The organism is Arthrobacter sp. TmtSoilC77, assembly GCF_059739415.1.
Window position 1 is genome coordinate 2,577,034 of record NZ_AP046050.1, and the last position, 19,803, is coordinate 2,596,836.

At 61.5% G+C, this 19,803-nt stretch carries 19 protein-coding genes and 1 tRNA gene; 18 read left to right on the forward strand and 2 right to left on the reverse strand.

Annotated features, from left to right (window positions below):
• Positions 1–3: 3 nt before the first annotated feature.
• The 5 genes from AC6I99_RS11830 (at position 4) to AC6I99_RS11850 (ending at position 4,108) form a co-directional block, all read left to right on the forward strand.
• On the forward strand, positions 4–1,344 hold the full coding sequence (locus AC6I99_RS11830; protein WP_497945038.1) for a 3-oxoacyl-ACP reductase: 1,341 nt from the start codon (positions 4–6) through the stop codon (positions 1,342–1,344).
• Positions 1,341–2,267 carry a MaoC/PaaZ C-terminal domain-containing protein gene (locus tag AC6I99_RS11835; RefSeq protein WP_497945037.1) on the forward strand — a complete coding sequence of 309 codons (927 nt, stop codon included), beginning with the start codon at positions 1,341–1,343 and terminating at the stop codon, positions 2,265–2,267. Before AC6I99_RS11830 ends, AC6I99_RS11835 begins: the two co-directional genes overlap by 4 nt.
• A 71-nt stretch (positions 2,268–2,338) precedes the next feature.
• On the forward strand, positions 2,339–3,280 hold the full coding sequence (locus AC6I99_RS11840; RefSeq protein WP_497945036.1) for a glycosyltransferase family 2 protein: 942 nt from the start codon (positions 2,339–2,341) through the stop codon (positions 3,278–3,280).
• A gap of 34 nt (positions 3,281–3,314) precedes the next feature.
• Entirely contained in the window at positions 3,315–3,767 is a 453-nt protein-coding gene (locus AC6I99_RS11845; RefSeq protein ID WP_497945035.1) for an SRPBCC family protein, read from the forward strand.
• A gap of 56 nt (positions 3,768–3,823) precedes the next feature.
• Positions 3,824–4,108 carry a hypothetical protein gene (locus AC6I99_RS11850; RefSeq protein WP_224090321.1) on the forward strand — a complete coding sequence of 95 codons (285 nt, stop codon included), beginning with the start codon at positions 3,824–3,826 and terminating at the stop codon, positions 4,106–4,108.
• A gap of 78 nt (positions 4,109–4,186) precedes the next feature.
• On the opposite strand, the gene AC6I99_RS11855 is transcribed toward AC6I99_RS11850, so the two are convergent.
• Positions 4,187–4,269 (reverse strand) — tRNA-Leu (locus tag AC6I99_RS11855).
• A gap of 268 nt (positions 4,270–4,537) precedes the next feature.
• Here AC6I99_RS11855 and AC6I99_RS11860 point away from each other — a divergent pair.
• Complete coding sequence (locus AC6I99_RS11860) at positions 4,538–5,842, forward strand: M20/M25/M40 family metallo-hydrolase (RefSeq protein ID WP_497945034.1); 1,305 nt, start codon at positions 4,538–4,540, stop codon at positions 5,840–5,842.
• A gap of 28 nt (positions 5,843–5,870) precedes the next feature.
• On the forward strand, positions 5,871–7,031 hold the full coding sequence (locus AC6I99_RS11865; protein WP_497945033.1) for an acyl-CoA dehydrogenase family protein: 1,161 nt from the start codon (positions 5,871–5,873) through the stop codon (positions 7,029–7,031).
• Between the two features lie 49 nt (positions 7,032–7,080).
• Here AC6I99_RS11865 and AC6I99_RS11870 read toward each other — a convergent pair whose 3' ends face one another.
• Positions 7,081–7,314, reverse strand: coding sequence for a DUF5703 family protein (locus AC6I99_RS11870; protein ID WP_216925728.1), 234 nt, complete (start codon positions 7,312–7,314; stop codon positions 7,081–7,083).
• Positions 7,315–7,353: 39 nt separating this feature from the next.
• Here AC6I99_RS11870 and AC6I99_RS11875 point away from each other — a divergent pair, with 39 nt between their 5' ends.
• From AC6I99_RS11875 to AC6I99_RS11925, 11 genes are all read left to right on the forward strand, one after another.
• A complete protein-coding gene (locus AC6I99_RS11875; RefSeq protein WP_223932823.1) occupies positions 7,354–7,611 on the forward strand; it encodes a hypothetical protein in 258 nt (85 codons plus the stop codon).
• Between the two features lie 275 nt (positions 7,612–7,886).
• Positions 7,887–9,566, forward strand: a complete 1,680-nt coding sequence (locus AC6I99_RS11880; protein ID WP_497945032.1) for a sugar transferase — start codon at positions 7,887–7,889, stop codon at positions 9,564–9,566.
• A 103-nt stretch (positions 9,567–9,669) separates the two neighbouring features.
• Positions 9,670–10,779, forward strand: coding sequence for a Gfo/Idh/MocA family protein (locus AC6I99_RS11885; protein ID WP_224164398.1), 1,110 nt, complete (start codon positions 9,670–9,672; stop codon positions 10,777–10,779).
• Positions 10,776–11,795, forward strand: a complete 1,020-nt coding sequence (locus AC6I99_RS11890; protein ID WP_497945031.1) for an NAD-dependent epimerase/dehydratase family protein — start codon at positions 10,776–10,778, stop codon at positions 11,793–11,795. The genes AC6I99_RS11885 and AC6I99_RS11890 overlap by 4 nt, the downstream gene beginning before the upstream one ends.
• On the forward strand, positions 11,792–12,958 hold the full coding sequence (locus AC6I99_RS11895) for a DegT/DnrJ/EryC1/StrS family aminotransferase (RefSeq protein ID WP_497945030.1): 1,167 nt from the start codon (positions 11,792–11,794) through the stop codon (positions 12,956–12,958). The genes AC6I99_RS11890 and AC6I99_RS11895 overlap by 4 nt, the downstream gene beginning before the upstream one ends.
• Positions 12,955–13,617, forward strand: a complete 663-nt coding sequence (locus AC6I99_RS11900) for an acetyltransferase (protein ID WP_224090344.1) — start codon at positions 12,955–12,957, stop codon at positions 13,615–13,617. The genes AC6I99_RS11895 and AC6I99_RS11900 overlap by 4 nt, the downstream gene beginning before the upstream one ends.
• Positions 13,614–15,077: an oligosaccharide flippase family protein gene (locus AC6I99_RS11905; RefSeq protein ID WP_497945029.1), complete on the forward strand. Its 1,464-nt coding sequence runs from the start codon at positions 13,614–13,616 to the stop codon at positions 15,075–15,077. Before AC6I99_RS11900 ends, AC6I99_RS11905 begins: the two co-directional genes overlap by 4 nt.
• Positions 15,074–16,339, forward strand: a complete 1,266-nt coding sequence (locus AC6I99_RS11910) for a glycosyltransferase family 4 protein (protein WP_497945028.1) — start codon at positions 15,074–15,076, stop codon at positions 16,337–16,339. The genes AC6I99_RS11905 and AC6I99_RS11910 overlap by 4 nt, the downstream gene beginning before the upstream one ends.
• Positions 16,339–18,402: a glycosyltransferase gene (locus tag AC6I99_RS11915; protein ID WP_497961000.1), complete on the forward strand. Its 2,064-nt coding sequence runs from the start codon at positions 16,339–16,341 to the stop codon at positions 18,400–18,402. The genes AC6I99_RS11910 and AC6I99_RS11915 overlap by 1 nt, the downstream gene beginning before the upstream one ends.
• A 137-nt stretch (positions 18,403–18,539) precedes the next feature.
• Entirely contained in the window at positions 18,540–19,130 is a 591-nt protein-coding gene (locus AC6I99_RS11920) for a hypothetical protein (RefSeq protein ID WP_224090361.1), read from the forward strand.
• Positions 19,131–19,132: 2 nt separating this feature from the next.
• The gene (locus AC6I99_RS11925; protein ID WP_497961001.1) at positions 19,133–19,798 is read left to right on the forward strand and encodes a YveK family protein; all 666 of its coding nucleotides are present in this window, start codon (positions 19,133–19,135) and stop codon (positions 19,796–19,798) included.
• Positions 19,799–19,803: the final 5 nt, after the last annotated feature.

Genomic DNA, 19,803 nt, shown 5'->3' on the forward strand with positions numbered 1-19,803 from the left:
GTGATGACAGACAAATACGCCAAAATCGTCAGCAAAGGACTGGGAAAGGACGTCGCCAAAAGGCTCGGCCTGCCGCAGCCGGTTGAACTCCGCCGACACCAGCCAGGCGCACCGCTTATCGCTGGGCCGGTGCTGGTAAACGGCGACAGCCTGGGCGCAGATGACCTTGCCACCACGCTTCTTGGTTGGGGCCTGGACATTCGCCGTCATGCATTGCCGAAGGAAAAGCTCGGGGCCATCATCGTTGTCCTCGACGCCGTGCAGCACCCGGAGGACCTGGGCAAGCCAATGCTGACACTTGGCGCTTCCTTGCGCGACCTCTCGCCCAACGGACGCGTCATTACGCTCTCAAGAACAGCCCAGTCGGCACCAGCTCCTGCTGCGGCGGCGGCCCGGCAGGGCATCGATGGCCTGCTGCGTTCACTGGCCAAGGAATTGCGCGCCGGTGCCACCGCCAATGGCATTCTCCTCGATGAGGATCTAGCCACCACAAGCCCGTCAGCCCTGGGAGCCCTCCGGTTCTTCCTTTCAGGCCGCTCCGCCTATGTGGATGGCCAGTTCCTGACGATCAGCTCCTCCGCCGGCAGCCTGCCCTTTGACGCCGGGAAGCCCCTCGCCGGAAAAGTAGCCGTCGTCACTGGTGCCGCGCGGGGCATTGGTGCCGCGATCGCCCGGACGCTCCACCGTGACGGGGCAAAGGTGGTGCTGGTGGATGTCCCTGCCGCGGGGGATCATTTGGCGGCAGTGGCCAACGAGGTCCGTGGGACTGCCCTCCAACTCGACATCACCCGTGACGACGCCGGTCACCGGATGATCGACCACGCAATGGAACGCCATGGCAGGCTCGACATCGTAGTCCATAACGCCGGCATCACGCGCGACCGGCTCCTGGCGAACATGGATGAGGGCCGCTGGCAGTCTGTCATCGCCGTCAACATCGCCGCGCAACTGAGGATCAATGAGGCCCTCCTGGCATCGGAGCACTTCAAGGAAAAGCCGCGCATCGTTGCGGTGGCATCCACCAGCGGCATTGCCGGCAACAGGGGCCAAACCAACTACGCCGCGTCCAAGGGTGGCGTGATTGGAATGGTGCGCTCAACTGCGCCGCTCATGGAGTCCTTCGGGGGGACGATCAACACTGTAGCACCAGGGTTTATTGAGACAGAGATGACTGCCCGGATGCCATTCGTCATACGTGAAGCAGCGCGAAGAGCCAATTCCCTGAGGCAGGGTGGCCAGCCACAGGACGTGGCGGAGGCCATCGCTTTCCTTGCGAGCGATGCCGCGGGAGGAATCTCGGGCGAAGTCCTTCGCGTGTGTGGACAGCAACTGGTGGGAGCATGAACAAACCGCAGCCGGTCATCCTTGGGGAGCTGCCGTCGCTGCCCAAGCTCTACATGAATGCAGCGGCAACTGCCGCCCGCCGCCGCGTTCTGGGGTCATCGGCGGGGCAGGCGACATTGCCGGCCGTTAGCCACGAGGTCATGGGAGTCCAGGCGGATGTCGCCAACCTGACCGCCTACCAGCACCTTTTGGGGGAGACCGCCAGTGACATCCTGCCAGCAGGATTCGTGCACGCACTGGCCTTTCCGGTGTCCATGAGCGTGATGAACCGGGATGATTTTCCGTTGCCGTTGCTCGGGATGATCCACCTCAGGAACCATGTAGAGCAGCAGGTTCCCATTCAGTTCACAGAAGCCCTGGACATCAGGTCCTGGTCAGAGAACCTTTCGGGTCATCGGGCGGGTACGCAAGTGGATGTCATCGCCGAAGTCCGCTCCAGCTCCTCAGGCGAACTGCTGTGGCGGGGAGTATCCACATACCTTGCGAAAGGGGTCTTCCTGCCTGGTATCGACAAGCCCGGAAACTCAAGCGGCTCCGGGGACAATGGCAATTTTTCCCCGCCGGACCCCACGGCCCTGTGGCAACTGGACCTGGACATCGGACGCAGTTATGCCGCCGTGTCGGGCGATTTCAATCCCATCCATCTGAGCGTCCTATCGGCCAAAGCATTGGGCCTGAGGGGATCCATTGCCCACGGCATGTACCTTGCCTCCCGGGCGTTGGCAGATGTCGGAGCGGTCAAGTCTGATGCCTTCGCCTGGGACGTGACGTTTGAAGCGCCGGTATTCCTGCCGGCCCGGGTGGCGCTGGACATCTCCACCATCCAGGCGGAATCCGGGGCTTGGCAGCATTCGGACTACGTGGCGTGGAACCCGCGCAGCGGCCGGCGTCACTTCAGGGGCAGCGTGGCTCCCTTGTCTTAGGCCCTCCTTAAATCCTTGGGGGCGGGATATTCTCTTCAGACGGACAGCCCGCAGGAGGAGAGTCTTGCCACATGAACCAGATAAGTTTGTGCGTCTCGACCTACAACCGAGTTGATGACCTGAAGAGGCTGCTCTCGAGCGCCCTCGCCCAGGAACCCGCAATTCCCATCATCGTCTATGACGATGCATCCTCGGACGGCACTTCAGAGGTGGTTCGAGAGCAGTTTCCCGCCGTCGACCTTATTACGGGTCAGGAGAATGTCGGTTTGATAGCTGCCCGGAACATCTGTATCCGGGCAGCATCAACTCCACTCGTCCTCATCCTCGATGATGACGCGTACTTCACATCTGCCTCCACGGCCCGGCAAACGGTGGCCGATTTCTCGTCGCCTGCGATTGCCGCAGTTGCAGTCCCCTTTGCCGAGAACGGCGCCCTCATGCAGGGCGACCAATCCAGCGGTACCGTTCAGCTTGCCCGTAGCTTTATCGGCGCGGCGCATGCTCTGCGCCGCGATGCTGTGCTTGCCTGCGGTGGTTTGCGTGAGTCCTATAGGTTCTATTGCGAAGAATCGGATTTATCGATTCGACTGTTGGCTTCGGGCCTCGTAGTCAGGCACGGAACTTCGGATCCGGTGCAGCACTGCCCGAATGCTGACCGCCAACCTCTGCGTAGGCGCCAACTGCGCTGGCGTAGCGAACTTCGCTTCAAGTGGTGCCACACGCCAGCTCTGTTTCTGGTGCCGGTGCTCGTAGGTCATGTGGGTCTTCTGCTGGTGAGGTCGGCGCAATTTGGTGGTCTTCGGGAATCCCTTCGACTGTGCTACTCATCCTGCAGGGACGTCTTCATGTCGCGGTTCGAACGCAACGGTGTGGATGTCCGGATCTACCTTCTGTGGAGAAGACTTGCCAAGCTTCCCCGTTTGACGCTGGACGCGGCCGACCCCGTTCTTGCAGTTCGACGTAGTCCGCAGGAGCGGCACGTTCAGGGGCGCGGCACATCGCTCAAGCGATGAGCCAGGCAATTTCCATTGGCGCGGAGTGATGATCATGAGGGAACGCCACCTGACCGTACGGCGACAAGCAGCTGCAACCAGTGACTCCATCTGGGCTGTTTTAGCGGATTTCGGCAACCTCGCTGACGTCTGGAACGGCCTAAGGGCATCACAAACCATCGGTAACAGGACCCAAGGGCTGGGTGCCCGCCGTCGGGTACATTTGTCGCCCGTCGGCTCGATGATCGAAACCGTCACCGAATGGGAGCAAGGCCGCGCCCTGGGCACGAGGAACGAGCCATCGGCGCTGGTGCCCTTCAAAGAAGCCGACTCCAGGCTCGTCCTCCAGCCAGATGGCGAAGGGACCGCGCTCACCTTTGACTACCGCTATGTGCCCAGAGGTGGGCCCGTCGGCCGCCTGACGGGTCCTTTGATTGACCGAATGCTGAGGGCGACCTTCGAAAGTATGCTGGCAGCGGTGGAGAAAGCTGCCAGCCAAGGCAATTGAGAGGGGCCCTGGGCAAACGGTCGGCCGCATTCGAACATATGTTCTATTCTTGGTTTATGAGACCCAAGCAAGACTCCAAAGCTTTCGCCCGCATGATGTTGCAGACCGAGGCGGAGGCCAACCACCCGAAGCCTGACGATGGCAAGATCATGGAGCTTGAGCCGGCCGCCCAACCGCTTGTCCGTGTTGGTGAGGTGTATGGACGGGCCATCAAGTACACACGGACCTACGGCCTTGTGGAATGGATGGATGATCGGCGGGACTATCATGTGGAATGGTTTCCGGCCGGACAGATCAAACGGGTGGCCTTGGAGTCATGGAGGGGCTGGCCGTTGGCTTAGTAAACGCCACCCATGACTGGAATGGACCCAGCATGGTTGAGGGAACAAAAAAACCCCGGTTTCCCGGGGCCTTCTTTGTGCGCGGAGGGGGACTTGAACCCCCACCCCCTTTCGAGGACTAGCACCTCAAGCTAGCGCGTCTGCCATTCCGCCACCCGCGCAGGTGGTGTTCAGAGAAGCCAATCTGCACCTTCCGGTGCTTCACTTTCCTCCGAAGCAGCGAGAAAAACTCTAACACGATTTGAAGCAACTAAAAAATCGGTGCTGGTCAGGACGGCCTAGAGGCTTTCAACGCGTGGCGGCGCCCGGAATTGCTCAACTGAAGGCGCTTGCGGTGAGTAGGCTGGTGAAACACGGGACGGTAGAGCTGCGGGGTCCGCAGTGCGCGTCGCCGGCACCTGCAGCCCAGCCAACGCAAGGAGAATTTCCATGTCTGTCATCCGCCCCGAAGACGAAGTTGTCCGGATCTGCCAGGAGCTCATCCGGATCGACTCCTCCAACTTCGGCGACGACACAGGACCGGGCGAACGTGCTGCTGCGGAGTACACGGCTGGCCTGATCACGGAAGTAGGTCTTGAGGCCGAGATTTTCGAGTCTGCACCGGGACGTGCCAACGTCGTCACGCGCATGGCGGGGGAGGACCCTTCAGCTGACGCGTTGGTGGTCCACGGACACTTGGACGTTGTACCGGCCCTGAAGGATCAGTGGAGCGTTGACCCCTTCAGCGGTGAGCTGAAGGACGGACTGATCTGGGGTCGCGGTGCCGTGGACATGAAGGACATGGATGCCATGATCCTTTCGGTAATGCGGGACTTCGCCAGGACTGGCCGCAGGCCCAAGCGGGACATCATTTTCGCCTTCTTCGCGGACGAGGAAGCCGGCGGCACCTATGGCGCCCGGTATGCCGTGGAGCACCGCCGCGAATTGTTCGATGGCGCCACCGAGGCCATCTCCGAAGTGGGTGGATTCTCCGCGACTATCGGTGGCCAGCGCACGTACCTGCTTCAAACTGCCGAAAAGGGCTTGTCCTGGTTGCGGCTGGTTGCCCATGGACGGGCCGGCCACGGCTCGCAAATCAATACGGACAACGCGATCACCCGGCTCGCGGCGGCCGTCACCAGAATCGGCGAATACAAGTGGCCTGTGGAACTGACTCCCACCACCAGGCAGTTCCTGGACGGCGTCACCGAACTCACTGGCGTGGAGTTTGACGCCGACAACCCGGACATCCTGCTCAAGGAGCTTGGCACCGTCGCCCGTTTCGTGGGAGCAACGCTGCAAAATACCTCCAACCCCACCCTGCTCCGCTCGGGCTACAAGCACAACGTCATCCCGGAATCGGCCGAGGCCTTCGTGGATTGCCGAACGCTGCCGGGCCAGCAGGAACTGGTGTTCGAAACCATCAAGGAGCTTGCCGGGGATGGCATCGAGATCAGCTACGTCAACAAGGATGTCTCCCTGGAGGTGCCGTTTGCCGGCAACCTCGTTGACTCCATGATCGACGCCTTGCACTCCGAGGACCCGGGCGCCAAGGTGTTTCCCTACACCCTCTCGGGAGGGACAGACAACAAGTCCTTGAGCAAGATCGGCATCACCGGCTACGGCTTCGCTCCACTGATGCTGCCCGACGAGCTTGATTTCACGGGCATGTTCCACGGGGTGGACGAGCGGGTTCCGGCAGAGTCCCTGCAGTTCGGCGCGCGGGTCCTCAACAAGCTGCTGAGCAACTACTAAACGCAATCTTCAGGAAAGACGGTGGGCTATGAATCCAGAGGAAATCCTTCCGGATGCGCTGTTGGAGCGGCTCCGCGGGCGGGCGGCTGGATATGACCACGACAATCTCTTCTTCCATGAAGACCTCGAAGAGCTGGCTGCCGCCGGTTACCTGAAACTGTTCGTGCCAGTCGCCGACGGCGGTCTGGGACTTGGTCTGGAAGCGGTAGCTGCGTTGCAGCAGCGCCTCGCCACGGCAGCCCCGGCCACAGCACTGGCAGTCAACATGCATCTGGTCTGGACCGGCGTCGCGCATGTCATGGCTGCAAGGGGGGACGACTCGCTGGACTTCGTGCTGAAGGAAGCCGGCAAGGGGGAAGTGTTCGCTTTCGGAATTTCGGAAGCGGGCAACGATTCAATGCTGTTCGATTCCACGACCCTTGCGGAGCCGTTGCCTGACGGTGGTTATCGATTCACCGGACGGAAGATCTTCACGAGCCTCTCCCGTGGTTGGACCCGTCTGGGAACGTTCGGCAAGGACGCAAACGCCAGAAACGGAGAGGGCGAGTTGGTTTTCGGATTCATCCATCGTGATGAACCCGGGCACGAAACCCTCAACGATTGGGACACCCTGGGCATGCGGGCCAGTGCCTCGAACACCACCCTGTTGAAGGGAGCGGCGGTTCCATCGGAGCGGATCTTCCGTAAACTGCCTGTCGGGCCTAACCAGGACTTACTGATATTCGCGATTTTTGCCTGCTTTGAGACCTTGTTGGCAGCGGTCTACACCGGGTTGGCGGAGCGTGCGTTCATGCTGGGCATTGAAAGCGTCAAGCGAAGGGTCTCGGCGAAACACGGCGGACGCAGTTTCGCCCAGGACCCGGACATCCGTTGGAAAGTTGCCGACGCGGCCCTGGCCATGGACGGCATTTATCCCCAGTTGTCGAGCGTTGCCCGCGACATCGACAACCTGGTGGACCATGGAGCCCAGTGGTTCCCCAAGCTTGTTGGACTCAAGTCGCGCGCCACGGAAAATGCCCGTTACGTGGTGGATTTGGCGATCAGGGTCACGGGAGGATCCAGCTACTTCCGCGGCTCGGAACTGGAACGCCTCTACCGGGACGTACTCGCTGGAATTTTCCACCCGTCCAATGACGAATCGGCGCACAACACGGTGGCGAGCGCCTGGCTTGGGCCCCTGGACAACTGAGAAACCTGACAACTGAGGAACCTGACAGCTGAGGAGACGGGACAGCTGACTAGACAGTGCGCTGCACGGAATAGACTTTTCGGCGCAACCAGAAGCGTCTGCCGCCGCCGAGGTATAGCCGGCTGCGTTCCAGCTCCCACTTCCCGTACTCCGAGTGCTCAGCGAGCCGACGCCGGGCTTCGGGCAGTGAATCGTCAGGTCCTACCGTCAGTACGAGGTACTCGTACTGACGTGCATAGTCACGTTGGCGCTCTTCGGAGCTGCCTCGAAATTGTTCCTTCATCCCTCTCCATTTTCGTCCTTTTCGGGCTAACGTGAAGTCATGAGCATCGATCCGCGTGTCGCGCTTCAGTCATTGACTGCTGCCCTGGAAGAGCACTTGGCCGCCGCTTCAGCCCGCCGGGGCGAGGGTGACCCCAACGTCGAGGCGGCGTTCTTCGCCGTCGCAGATGCCTTCGAGGTTTACGAAGACGCCCTGTACGAGGCATATTCCGAGGTTACTCCGCTCCAGGTGTTTGATGACGAGGAAGAGGACGATGATGAGGTCCTGGACGAAGACCTCGAAAGCCTGGAGGACTAGGAGCCTTCTGTAACAAGCAACAACCGGCCACCTGCGGTGGCCGGTTTTTTGTGTCGTTTCGCGCCCTGTTTGTCCTGCTTGCAGCCCGGAATGTAGCGGTTTTCGCTGGTTTCGTGACGCTTGGAGCACGTAGTCCTGCATCAGCCAGGTAGGTACTCGCACGTAGGAGCCATGGGTAAAGCTGCGCAAACTTGAGTACAGACTACTGGTGCGCCTCCTGACCGCCGCCGCTTCACTGGGTTGTAGGCAATGGCAGGTCTGCGAAGAAGGCTGACATGGTAAAGGTTCCAGTCTTGCGTTCGGGCAAGGTGGGGGCACCACAGGGTGCGCATCCCTTTTCCTTGGGCGCGGCGTTCACAGCCAAACCTGCCGTCGCCGATGTCAATCCGCCGGTGTCTCCCTGGATTGACAAGTCCGTTGCTGCACAACGGACTGAAAAGGCGGGACTGGCGGCATTGAGGGCAGATGTCACCCTGGACCTCAAGCCGCCAGTCACCCACCGCCGCTCCCGCAGCACCTCCGCCCTGGCCCGCCGGTATGGCTGGACACGGTTGCTCACCAACAGTCTTCGACTGGCCGACAGCGCCTTGGTAGCGGCAGCAGTCACGTCAGGTTTCCTTCTGAACACTGACGGCCTTGCCGTTGCGGCGGGCGGCGCGGGACACGAGCGCCAGCTTATGCTCGGCTTCATACTTGGCATTGCCTGGCTGGGAGCACTGGAGGTCTACCGGACAAGGGATCCGAAAGTACTCGGCGTTGGGCCCGAAGAATACAAGCGGGTCCTGTCCGCAAGCCTGCGCGTTTTCGGCTTTCTGGGGCTCGTGGCAGTCGTATTCCGGCTGGAGTCCGCAAGCTCCTTCGTTCTGGTGTCCCTGCCCGTGGGCTTGGTGTCCCTGACAGGCAGCCGGTGGATGTTCCGCCGCTGGCTAACGTTCGAAAAGTCGCGCGGCCGCTGCCTCTCCCGTGCCATTGTGGTGGGGGAGCCACAGGACGTCAGATACGTCATCAGGCAAATCAACCGGAAGTCCGGTGCCGCGTACAACATCCTGGGGGCGTGCCTTCCAGGTGCCCGGCGTGGCGCCGTCCTGGTGGTGGATAACGTGCGGGTCCCCGTCTTGTCGTCGATTTACGGCATTGCCCATACTGTGCGTCAGACGGGCGCCAACGCGGTGATCGTTGCCGGTCCGGTCCCTGGCGGCAACCAGTTCATCCAGGAGTTGGGCTGGCGCCTGGAAGAAGATGCCGCCGAACTCGTCCTGGCAGCAACGCTGACCAACGTGGCTGGCCCACGTATCCACTGGCGCCCCGTTGAGGGCCTGCCCCTGATGCACGTGGATATTCCGCACTACTCCGGTGGCAAACACACGCTCAAGCGCCTCATGGACATTGTGGTTTCGGCTACTGCTTTGCTTTGCCTGGCGCCCCTGCTGGCTGTTTTGGCGCTGATAGTCAGGTTGGACAGCCCGGGTCCAGTGCTTTTCCGGCAGGAACGGATCGGTAGGCGAGGCACCACCTTCCAGATGCTGAAGTTCCGTTCCATGGTGGTCGATGCCGAAGCGCGGCTGGAAGAACTCAGCGGAAAGGACCAGGGAGCCGGCGTCCTCTTCAAGATGCGGGAGGATCCCCGGGTCACCAAGTGCGGCCGTTGGATGCGCAAGTACTCCTTGGACGAGCTACCCCAGTTCTGGAATGTGCTGGCCGGGAACATGAGCTTGGTGGGCCCCCGTCCGCCGCTCCTTCGCGAAGTCAGTGGCTACGAACGGCATACCCATCGCCGGCTGCTAATCAAACCCGGAATTACCGGCTTGTGGCAGATCAATGGACGATCCGATCTTCCCTGGGATGAAGCCGTCCGGCTGGACCTGTACTACGTCGAAAACTGGTCGATAGCAGGCGACCTGATGATCATGTGGCGCACCTTCAGGGCCATGATCCAGCCCTCCGGCGCCTATTGAACGACCTGCTGGAACTTACTGACCGACACGAGACACGCCGAGCACCACAACAAGCATTACCTGAGAAAGAACCGAGCTATCCAACACAGAATCCGAGTGGAAAATGAGCATAGGAACTATTCCATCAGGCCACCTTAACGGCCACGGGATGACCCCGAAATTGCGGATCGCCGTGGTCGGAGCGGGATATTGGGGCCCGAACCTCGCCAGGAACCTTAAAGCCAGCCCGGACTGGGAACTCGTGGCAATTTGCGATCTTGACGTGGAGCGCGGACTTCGGCTGGCCGAAACAGTAGGCGGCGTCGCCGTCGTCGAGTCCTTGGACGAACTCCTGGACACCTACAACCTGGACGCCGTCGCCGTGGCAACACCAGCGCACACGCATCACGGAGTAGTGATGACTGCATTGCGGGCCGGCATGCACGTGCTCGTCGAGAAGCCACTCGCAGACAGTCGTGCCAAGGGCCTGGAAATGGTGGAGGAAGCCAAAGCCCGCGGCCTCGTCCTCATGGCAGACCATACCTATTGCTTTACTCCCGCGGTTTTGAAGATCCAGGAGCTCGTATCAAGTGGGGCATTGGGCGACATCCTGTACGTCGACTCCGTGCGCATCAACCTCGGACTTGTCCAACCGGACGTCAATGTGTTCTGGGATCTTGCACCCCACGATCTCTCGATCCTGGACTTCGTCCTGCCGGGAGGCCTGCACCCCACCGAGATCTCTGCCCACGGCGCGGATCCGCTGGGCACGGGCCGCGACTGTGTAGGCCACCTGACCTTCGGCCTGCCAAACGACGCCATGGTGCACATCCACGTGAACTGGCTCAGTCCCACCAAAATCCGCCAGATGATCATTGGCGGCTCAAAGAGGACGTTGGTCTGGGACGACCTGAACCCGCAACAACGCCTCAGCGTCTACGATCGCGGCGTCAGCCTGGAACAACAGCCACGGTCCGCGGCGGACAAAAAGAACTCGGCCATCTCGTATCGCCTGGGCGACACCTGGTCACCGGCATTGCAGGAACGCGAACCATTGGGCCAGGTCGTCGCCGAGCTGGCCGGCTCCATCAGGAACCACACCATACCGCGCACCAGTGGCGAATCCGGGCTCAGGGTCCTCTCAGTACTGGAAGCCGTCACCCAAAGCCTTGGAACAGACGGCCAGTCAACCATCGTTGCCGGCAACGGGGTCGCCCTCCAGGTCGCACAGTGAACAAGCTGCTCGGCGCCAACGTCCTGGTCACCGGAGGCGCCGGAACCATCGGATCCACCTTGGTAGACCAACTGCTCGACGCCGGTGCGGCGCACGTGGACGTCCTGGACAACCTCGTCAGGGGGCGCCGGGCAAACCTCAACGATGCCTTGGCCACCGGACTCGTGCAGTTGGTGGAAGGTGACCTGAGGGACCGGGACCTGGTCCACGACCTCACCAGGGGCAAAGACCTGGTTTTCCATCAGGCTGCGATCCGTATCACCCAATGCGCCGAGGAGCCACGTTTGGCGCTTGAAGTCCTGGTGGATGGAACCTTCAACGTGTTCGAAGCCGCCGTTGGGCACAAGGTGGACAAGGTCATCGCGGCCTCGAGTGCCTCCGTCTACGGAATGGCAGAGGAATTCCCCACCACCGAGAGACACCACCACCACAACAACGACACCTTTTATGGGGCCGCGAAATCCTTCAACGAAGGAATGGCGAGGAGCTTCCGAGCCATGTCCGGCCTGGATTACGTCCTCCTGAGGTACTTCAATGTGTACGGACCCCGCATGGACGTGCACGGACTCTATACAGAGGTACTTGTCCGTTGGATGGAGCGGATAGTCGACGGCCTTCCGCCCCTGATCTTCGGCAGCGGCCACCAGACAATGGACTTCATCCACACCGCCGACGTCGCAAGGGCCAACATCCTCGCAGCCGCCAGCCACGTCCGGGAGGGCGTCTACAACGTAGCCAGCGGCACGGAAACCAGCTTGGCCGAACTCGCGCAAACCCTGCTGCGGGTTATGCAGTCCCCACTGCACCTTGACCACGGACCTGAACGGGCAGTCAACGGAGTTGCCCGCCGGCTCGCAGACGTCACCGCCGCCAAGCGGGACCTCGGTTTTGAAGCCGCCATAGAACTTGAAGATGGACTCCGCTCACTCGTTACCTGGTGGCGTCCCCTCCGTGAAGAAATCGCAGCCTCCCGGCAGCTTGCCCGGCCCGAAGCACCCTCAGTAGGTGCACGATGACAACCTCCGAAACCTCCCTGGCACGAATCGACGTCATGAAACCGTGGCTAGGGGAAGAAGAAGCCCAAGCAGTCGCCGAGGTCATCGCTTCCGGCTGGGTGGCCCAAGGCCCCAAAGTCAAGCAATTCGAGGAAGCCTTCGCCCTGGAGCAACAAGCCGCTTTCGCAGTCGCGGTCTCCAGCTGCACCTCAGCCCTGCACCTGGCACTCGCCGTCGCCGGTATCGGCCCGGGAGACGACGTCGTCGTTCCCTCCTTCTCTTTCATCGCCACCGCAAACGCCCCCAGCTATGTGGGCGCCCGGGCGGTCTTCGCCGACGTCGACGTCCTAACGGGTTGTGTCACCGCCGAAACGATCGCCGCCGCCCTGACGCCGGCCACACGGGCCGTCATAGTCGTGGACCAAGGCGGAGTACCCGTGGATCTCAATCCCATCCGGGCCCTGTGCGACCCCCTCGGCATCACCGTGGTGGAAGACGCAGCCTGCGGCATCGGTGCACGCTACCGCGGCCGCCCGGTAGGAGCCGGCGCCGAACTGGTGGCGTGGTCCTTCCACCCCCGCAAAATCCTCACCACCGGCGAAGGCGGGATGCTCTCCACGCCAAGGCAGGACTTCGCAGACCGGTCCCGCCGCCTCCGCGAACACGCAATGAGCGTCTCAGCCGCGGACCGTCACGCCAGCGTTCTGGCCCCCGCCGAGGAATACCTCGAAGTCGGCTTCAACTACCGCATGACCGACCTCCAGGCCGCCGTCGGGATCGTCCAACTCGGCCGCCTGCACCAGGCGGTACAACGTAGACGCGAACTGGCCGCCAACTACGCACAGTCCTTCGCCGGTATCGAAGGCCTCCGCCTAGTAGACGACCCAGGCTACGGAACCGGAAACTTCCAGTCCTGCTGGCTGGAAGTAGGCACGGCTTTCCCCCTGGGAAGAGACGCCCTGATGAGCCGCCTGGCAGAGGACGGAATATCGGCACGACGCGGCATCATGGCCGCACACCGGCAACCTGCCTACGCCGGGGAAGCCAAGGCCGCGGTTTCACTGGCTGCCACTGAATGGCTGACGGACCACACGCTCATCCTGCCTCTCTACCACCAGCTCACCCTGGCTGACCAGGTCCGGGTCATCGACTCAGTACTTCGCGCGGCAGGACAGGGACAATGACCGAGCTCCTCCTCATCGCCGCCAGCGGACTCGCCCGCGAAGTCCTGGCCATGGTCCGCAACACCGGACAATACGACGTCATCGGAATCCTGGACGACGACGAAGACAAACTCGGACGCGTCGTGGACGGCGCCCACGTACTGGGCCCCATCCGCGATGCCCTGACCTTCCCACACGCCATGCTGCTTGTCTGTATTGGATCCGGCCGGGGACGCGAAAGCGTCGTCATGCGCTTACGCACCCTGGGCCTCGCAGAGGACCGCTATGCGACAGCGATCGACTCATCAGTACATCCACCGGAAGGATGCAGAATCGGCCTGGGCAGCATCCTCCTGGCCAACGTCACCATGACAGCCTCCGTCACAGTCGGAAGCCACGTAGTAGCCATGCCCGGCGTCACGCTCACACACGACGACGTCGTCAGCGACTTCGCCACCCTGGCCGCAGGCGTATCCCTCGGCGGGAACGTCCACATCGGCCGCGCAGCCTACATCGGCATGAACGCCAGCGTCCGCGAGCGCCGCACCGTCGGCGCCGGCGCAACCATCGGCATGGGAGCGGCAGTACTAACCGATGTTCCCGACGAAGAAACATGGGCCGGCGTGCCCGCACGCGTCATCCGCCGCGGCTATTCACCCGAACTGGAGGACGCCCTGTGACCCTCCGCAGCCGTGCTGCAAACCCGCGAACGCCCACTCCAACACGGGCGTTCGTCATCAGCGTCCTGAACGCAGTCGTGACACGCCTGGGAACAATCGCAATCGGCATAGCACTCGCGCGGTTACTGGGGCCCGAACAATTCGGAACATACGCAGTGGCCTTTGTGGCGCTGATGGCTGTACTGAGCTTCAACGAACTTGGGGTCAGCCTGGCGATCGTTCGATGGCCAGGGGATCCCAAGGAAATCGCCGCGACCGTGACTACGATCTCAACGGCATGCAGCATTGTTCTCTTCGCAGGCTCCTATGTGATGGCGCCATACTTCACAGCAGCCATGGGAAACGAAGCCGCCACCGACGTCGTCAGGGCGCTCGCCTTCTGCATCGTCCTCAATGGGCTGGTGGCTACGCCTGCGGCCGTTCTGCAGCGGAACTTCCGCCAGGGCCAACGCATGATCATTGACCAGGTCAACGTTTGGCTTGGGGCAGGCGTCTCCCTGGTTCTCGTCATCATGGGCATGGGTGCCATGAGTCTTGCCGTAGGACGTGTGCTGGCCAGCCTTGTTTCCGCTGTCCTTTTCCTGATCTACTCTCCGTTGCCCTATCGCTTTGGGTTCTCCAGGAAGCTGGCGAAACAGCTGCTGGGGTTCGGTTTGCCCTTGGCGGGTGCGAGCATGGTGGTCTTTGGTGTGGGTTACGTTGACCAACTGGTTGCTGGAAAGATGCTCGGTCCGGTGGTGTTGGGGTTTTATGTGATGGCCACGAATATGGCAGGTTGGCCAGCCAGCTTGTTGTCGCAGCCTCTGCGCAGCGTGGCACCTGCGACATTTGCCAGGCTGCAGGATGCTCCCGCGGAGATGCGTGCCGCCATGCTGTCAATTGTTGCCGTGGTTGCATCAGCCATGCTGCCGGTTTCGGCCGTCCTGACTGCCTGCGCTGTTCCGGTCGTGACGCTGTTGTATGGGGAGGCGTGGGCGCCGGCTGCCGTGGCCCTGGCCTGGCTGGCACCGGTTGCCGTCTTCAGGGTTTTCCACGAACTCGTTTATGACTACCTGGTGGTGATAAAGCAGTCGGTTCCCATTCTGAGGGTCCAGCTCTTGTCCCTCCTGGCCTTGATTCCGGCTCTTGTTTTGGGCGCACAACTGGGCGGCCTCCAAGGCTTGGCGGCAGTTCCACTGTTCATTGCACTGGCGGTAACTTCGCCACTCTATCTAGGCGCACTCTCCCGGGCAGGCGTTCCCTTAAGGAGCCTTGCGGTCAGCGTCAGCGCGTCCACCGGTATCTCGGTAGCTGCCGGAGTGGCCTGTTTCGTGCTGTCCTCTTCGATTCCTTCGCCCTTCGTGGCAGTGGGTGCGAGCCTGTTGGTTGGTCTGCTGGCCATTACGGTCTCGGTGTTCCTCCGGCTGGGAGACATTCAGCAGTTGCGTCGTATGGGTTGGGAAAAGGAGGTTGTCCGGTGAAGATTCTTATCTATCCGCATGACCTTCGAATTGGTGGCAGCCAGGTCAACGCCATTGAGCTGGGAGCCGCTGTCCGGGACCTGGGCCATAGCGTGGTTATTTTTGGGCAGCCCGGAACCCTTACCCGCAAGGTGCGGGAGCTTGATCTGGAGTTCATTCAGGCACCGGCTCCCCGGAAGCGGCCGTCCCCATCAGTGTGCGCGGCGTTGGGCAAGCTCGCCCGGGGACGCATGCTTGACGTACTCCATGGTTATGAATGGCCACCGGCCCTTGAGTGCTTGATTGCTTCAAGACTGGTACCCGGCTGCAGCAGCATGGCGACTGTCATGTCGATGGCAGTTGCTCCGTTTATCCCCAGGACGATGCCCCTTCTTGTAGGAACTGAACAGATTCTTAAGGCCGAGTCGGATTTTGGTCGCGAGCGCGTGGGGCTTCTGGAGCCCCCCGTAGATGTCGTCGCGAACAGTCCGTCAGCCGTTGCAGGGCAGGACAAGTTCCGGGAACGGTTTGGACTGATCGACCAGGCCCACGTAGTTGTTTGCGTTTCACGGCTTGCCCGGGAGTTGAAGCTTGAGGGCATCTTGTCCGCTATGGACGCCGTCGCTGAATTGGCACGGCTGAGAGACGTTCGACTGGTGATCGTTGGCGACGGTCCGGGCATGAGCGACGCGATGGCCAAGGCTTCCGTTATCAATGATGGGCTGGGACGATGCGTGGTCCTGCTAACGGGGGAACTTGAGGACCCCAGGCCAGCGTACGCGGCTGCCGATGTTGTCCTGGGGATGGGCGGCTCGGCCTTGCGGGGTCTTTCCTTTGGGAAGCCGCTGGTGGTTCAAGGGGAGCGGGGCTTCTGGGAATTGTTGACCCCCGAAACCCTGGACCGTTTCCTCTGGCAGGGATGGTACGGCGTAGGCCGCGGTACGGAGGCGGGACGGGAAGACTTGATGTCCGTCCTTGGATTCCTGCTGGACAACGAGCAGGAACGAGCCCGGCTGGGCTCCTTTGGACGCGAAATTGTTCAAGACAGGTTTTCGCTCACCAACGCAGCCCGGGTACAGGTGCAGTTCTACCGGCGTTCACTGGAACAAAGCACAGGAACTTTCTCTTCGTTGAGGGCCGAGGCGGCAGCTGGTGCCCAATATGCCGCCTACGTGGGGCGTCGGCGCTTTCAGCGCTATTTCGGACACAACGCAACTGATGACTTCAATGCCAAACCGGTAGCCTCGATGCCTTCGTTGGCCGTGCGCGGACGGGACAGCTGATGGAAACGATCGTCTACATGTCCGGGACCCGCTGGGACAGCCTTTCGGGTACGGACAAGATGCTGGCCACCTCGTTGGCCAGGACACACCACATCCTGTGGGTTGACCACCCGGTTCCGCTGACCAGCTACCAGGATGTCCGACGCCACCTCATCCGGAGCCTTCGTGGTGTTGGCGAAGATGTGGGGACGAATATCAGCCGCCTGCGGATTCCGGCGTTGCCCGGCGTGAGCAAACCAATGGTGCGTCGCTCTACGGATGTTCTTGTTCGCCGCTGTGTGAATGCAGCCCTGGATCGGGCTGCCGGGCGTATTGCCGGCATCGTCAATTCATCGCCGATCATGTTGTTTCCGTCCCGCCGGCCGGAAGGGACACGGCTCCTGCACGTAACCGATGACTGGTTGGCGGGGACGAACCTCATGGGCTTCACTTCGTCCCATTTGATCCGCGTGCTGGAAGAGAATATACGATGTGCCGACGCTCTTAGCGCTGTCTCTGAGGAACTGGCAGCCAAGATCTCCAGATTTTCCGGCCGGCCGGTCGAAGTCTTGCCCAATGGCTGCACTCCCGCGATCACTCCGCCAGGTTCCAGCCGCAGTCCGGTCGTGGCCCTGGTTGGTCAGCTCAACAACCGGTTGGATCTGGACGCGCTGGAAGCCGTAGCTGCAACGGAGGTCGCGCTGCTCATCATTGGGCCCCGGGCGGAGGGCGATCCAGTTGTCCGCTCCAGGTTAGATGCCCTGTTGTCCAGGCCAAACGTGGATTGGAGGGGACTGGTGGGCCAGGACGACGTTGCCCGGTTGCTGCAAACCGCGTCAGTCGGTATCACTCCTTATGCAGACACAGAGTTCAACCGATCAAGCTTTCCTTTGAAGACCCTTGAATACCTTGCTGCAGGGCTTCGGGTAGTAGCCACGGACCTGCCGTCCACCCGATGGATCGACTCGCCCGCCATTGCGGCAGCCAGGACACCGACCGAATTCTCGCAACTCGTTCTCAAGGCCCTGCGTGAGCCGATGACACAGGAACTCCGCAAAGATATGGACGCAACCGCCAGGTCACATAGCTGGGACTCACGGGCCGCTAAAATCCGGGGACTCCTGGCCACGGGAAAGCAGGTCCGGAATGGCCATGCGGGGCAGCCACTACAACTGTCAGGTCCTGCCACGCAAGGGCTGCAGCATGACGGGCAGCCAACGGTAGACCACGCGCTCCTGACCAGGTTCAACCTTCCGTCGAAGGGCTTCGAGAGCCTTGTCAGGGCCAAAGACGGGTGGCTTCACAACCGCGTTGAACTCTTCGAGAGATATTGTCTTCCCTCGGTTCGTGCCCAAACACGCAAAGGTTTTCATTGGATTGTCTACTTCGATCCCGAGTCTCCTGAGTGGTTGTTGTCGAGGATTCAGGACCTGAGTGCCGACGGTCTGTTCACGCCGATTTTCCGGGCGGAAGTTTCTGCCGACGAGCTCCTCTCGGACATCCAGGAAGTCACGGGGCGGCGGACCCAAAATCTGCTGACCACCAACGTGGATAACGACGACGGTCTGGCAGCTGACTTTGTGGCCCAGGTACAGGACGTCCAGTGCTCGCAGTTGCCTTCGGCTATTTATCTCTCCGCCGGCCTGGTCAAAGGCGGTGCCTCGGTCTACTTGAGGCACGATGACCGGAACGCGTTTTGCTCGGTGCGGTCCACGTGGAGTGCTCCGGTGACATGCTGGGTGGCCTGGCATAACCAGCTGGGCGAAATCATGGCCACCGAGGAGGTCGGGGGGCCGCCGGCTTGGCTGCAGGTTGTGCACGGGGCAAATGTCAGTAACAGAATCCGCGGACGACTTGTGGCGGCTGATCCATTCGCAGACAGGTTCCCCGGGTTGCTCGACGACGTGGCGGCCGTCCAAACGCTGGCGTTGGTGCGCGACGCCTTGGTTGAGGGGCCAGTGCGCCTGCTTCGCGATGGCTTTCGCAGCGCCATCAAAACGGCCACGATCAGGCTCCTCGGCAGAAGTGGAATCGACAGGGTGAAAGTTTTTCTGGGACAGAACAGGCGGGAGATCGGATCATGAAAATTCGAACGATTCTAAGGAGCCTCGGACGAAGGTGGTACTTCCTCGTCCTCGGCCTGATCATGACGCTTGTGTTGTGCTTTCAGGTCCAACAGAACACTCCCGAGAAATTCAAAGCGCAAGCAAGCCTCGTGTTGATGCCATCCGCACACAGTGTTGGCGCAGACGGTAATCCGTACCTGAACCTGGGCGGGATGGGGGAGGCGCTGGACATCCTCACGCGCCGGCTCTCGGCTGAGGACATCCGCCACAAGATCGCGGAGGACTTTTCAAACGCAACATATACGGCTGAAACGGATCGAGGCACCAGCGGAGCCATCCTCCTCGTCACAGCCACGGCACCGAACCCGGAAGAATCCTTGGGCACCATGCGGGCCGTCATGGACCAAGCCCCGCTGTTGCTGGAAAACATGCAGGGCGCTTTGAACGTTCCGGAGGAGTCGCGGATCTCAACCATGACCCTTCTGGTCGATACCCGGGCCACACCGGAATCAAAGGCAAGGACCCAGATCCTCCTCGTGGCAGCAGCCGGGGGAGTAGGGCTGACCTTGGTGCTTACCGTCCTGTTGGACAGCCTGCTGAAATCACGCAAGGCCCGTCGCCACAGGGAAAAGGATTCCCGGATCCCGGAGGAGACCAAGCATAGTGTGCCGGCTACAGCGCCAGCACTCGAACCAGCGCACGACGACGTCCCGGTCACCCTGCCGGTCTCACACAGGCCCTCGTAGCCATGACGCCCAAGACACTGCTCCAGGTCCTGCGAAGGAGGTGGTACGCCGCCGCCGCTGTTCTACTGATTGGCTTCGCAGGGCTGGGGGCGATCCGGTCCCTGGATCCTGTCTATTGGACGCAGGCAGAGGTCTCGTTCGTTGCACCCACGGGCGAACCTGCCTACTGGGTTCCAGGAGGCGATGTGGCGGCGCTCGTGCCTTTTGCCGCTTTGGTGGAGAAACGCGTCAACGACGACTCCGGTTCAGTGAATTTGGTCCTGTCCCGGGGGACCCTCTACGGAGCAGGTGTGAAGCAAGGATATTCCGTAACGTTGCCCAATACCGGAGGCCAGTGGACCAAGAGCTTTTCCAGGCCGGTGCTGGCGGTTCAGGTGGTGGACTCGAGCGCGGAGCGGGTGAACGAAGTACTGTCCGTGGTCATTAAGAGGATCCAGGAGGAATCCACGTCGCTGCAGAAGGAAACCGACGTTCATGGCGCAGTGATAACCACGGTGACCACGCCGTCAAGTCCGGAGATCATCTTCGGCGGGGGGACGCCCACGGACCGCCTCAAGGGTGCCAGCGCCTGGCTCGCCCTCGCTTGCGCGGCCGCCATGGCCACGGCCGCCACTGTTGAACGCCAGATTGCCCGGCGCAATGGGATACGTCGAGGGGCAGGTCAGTAGATATG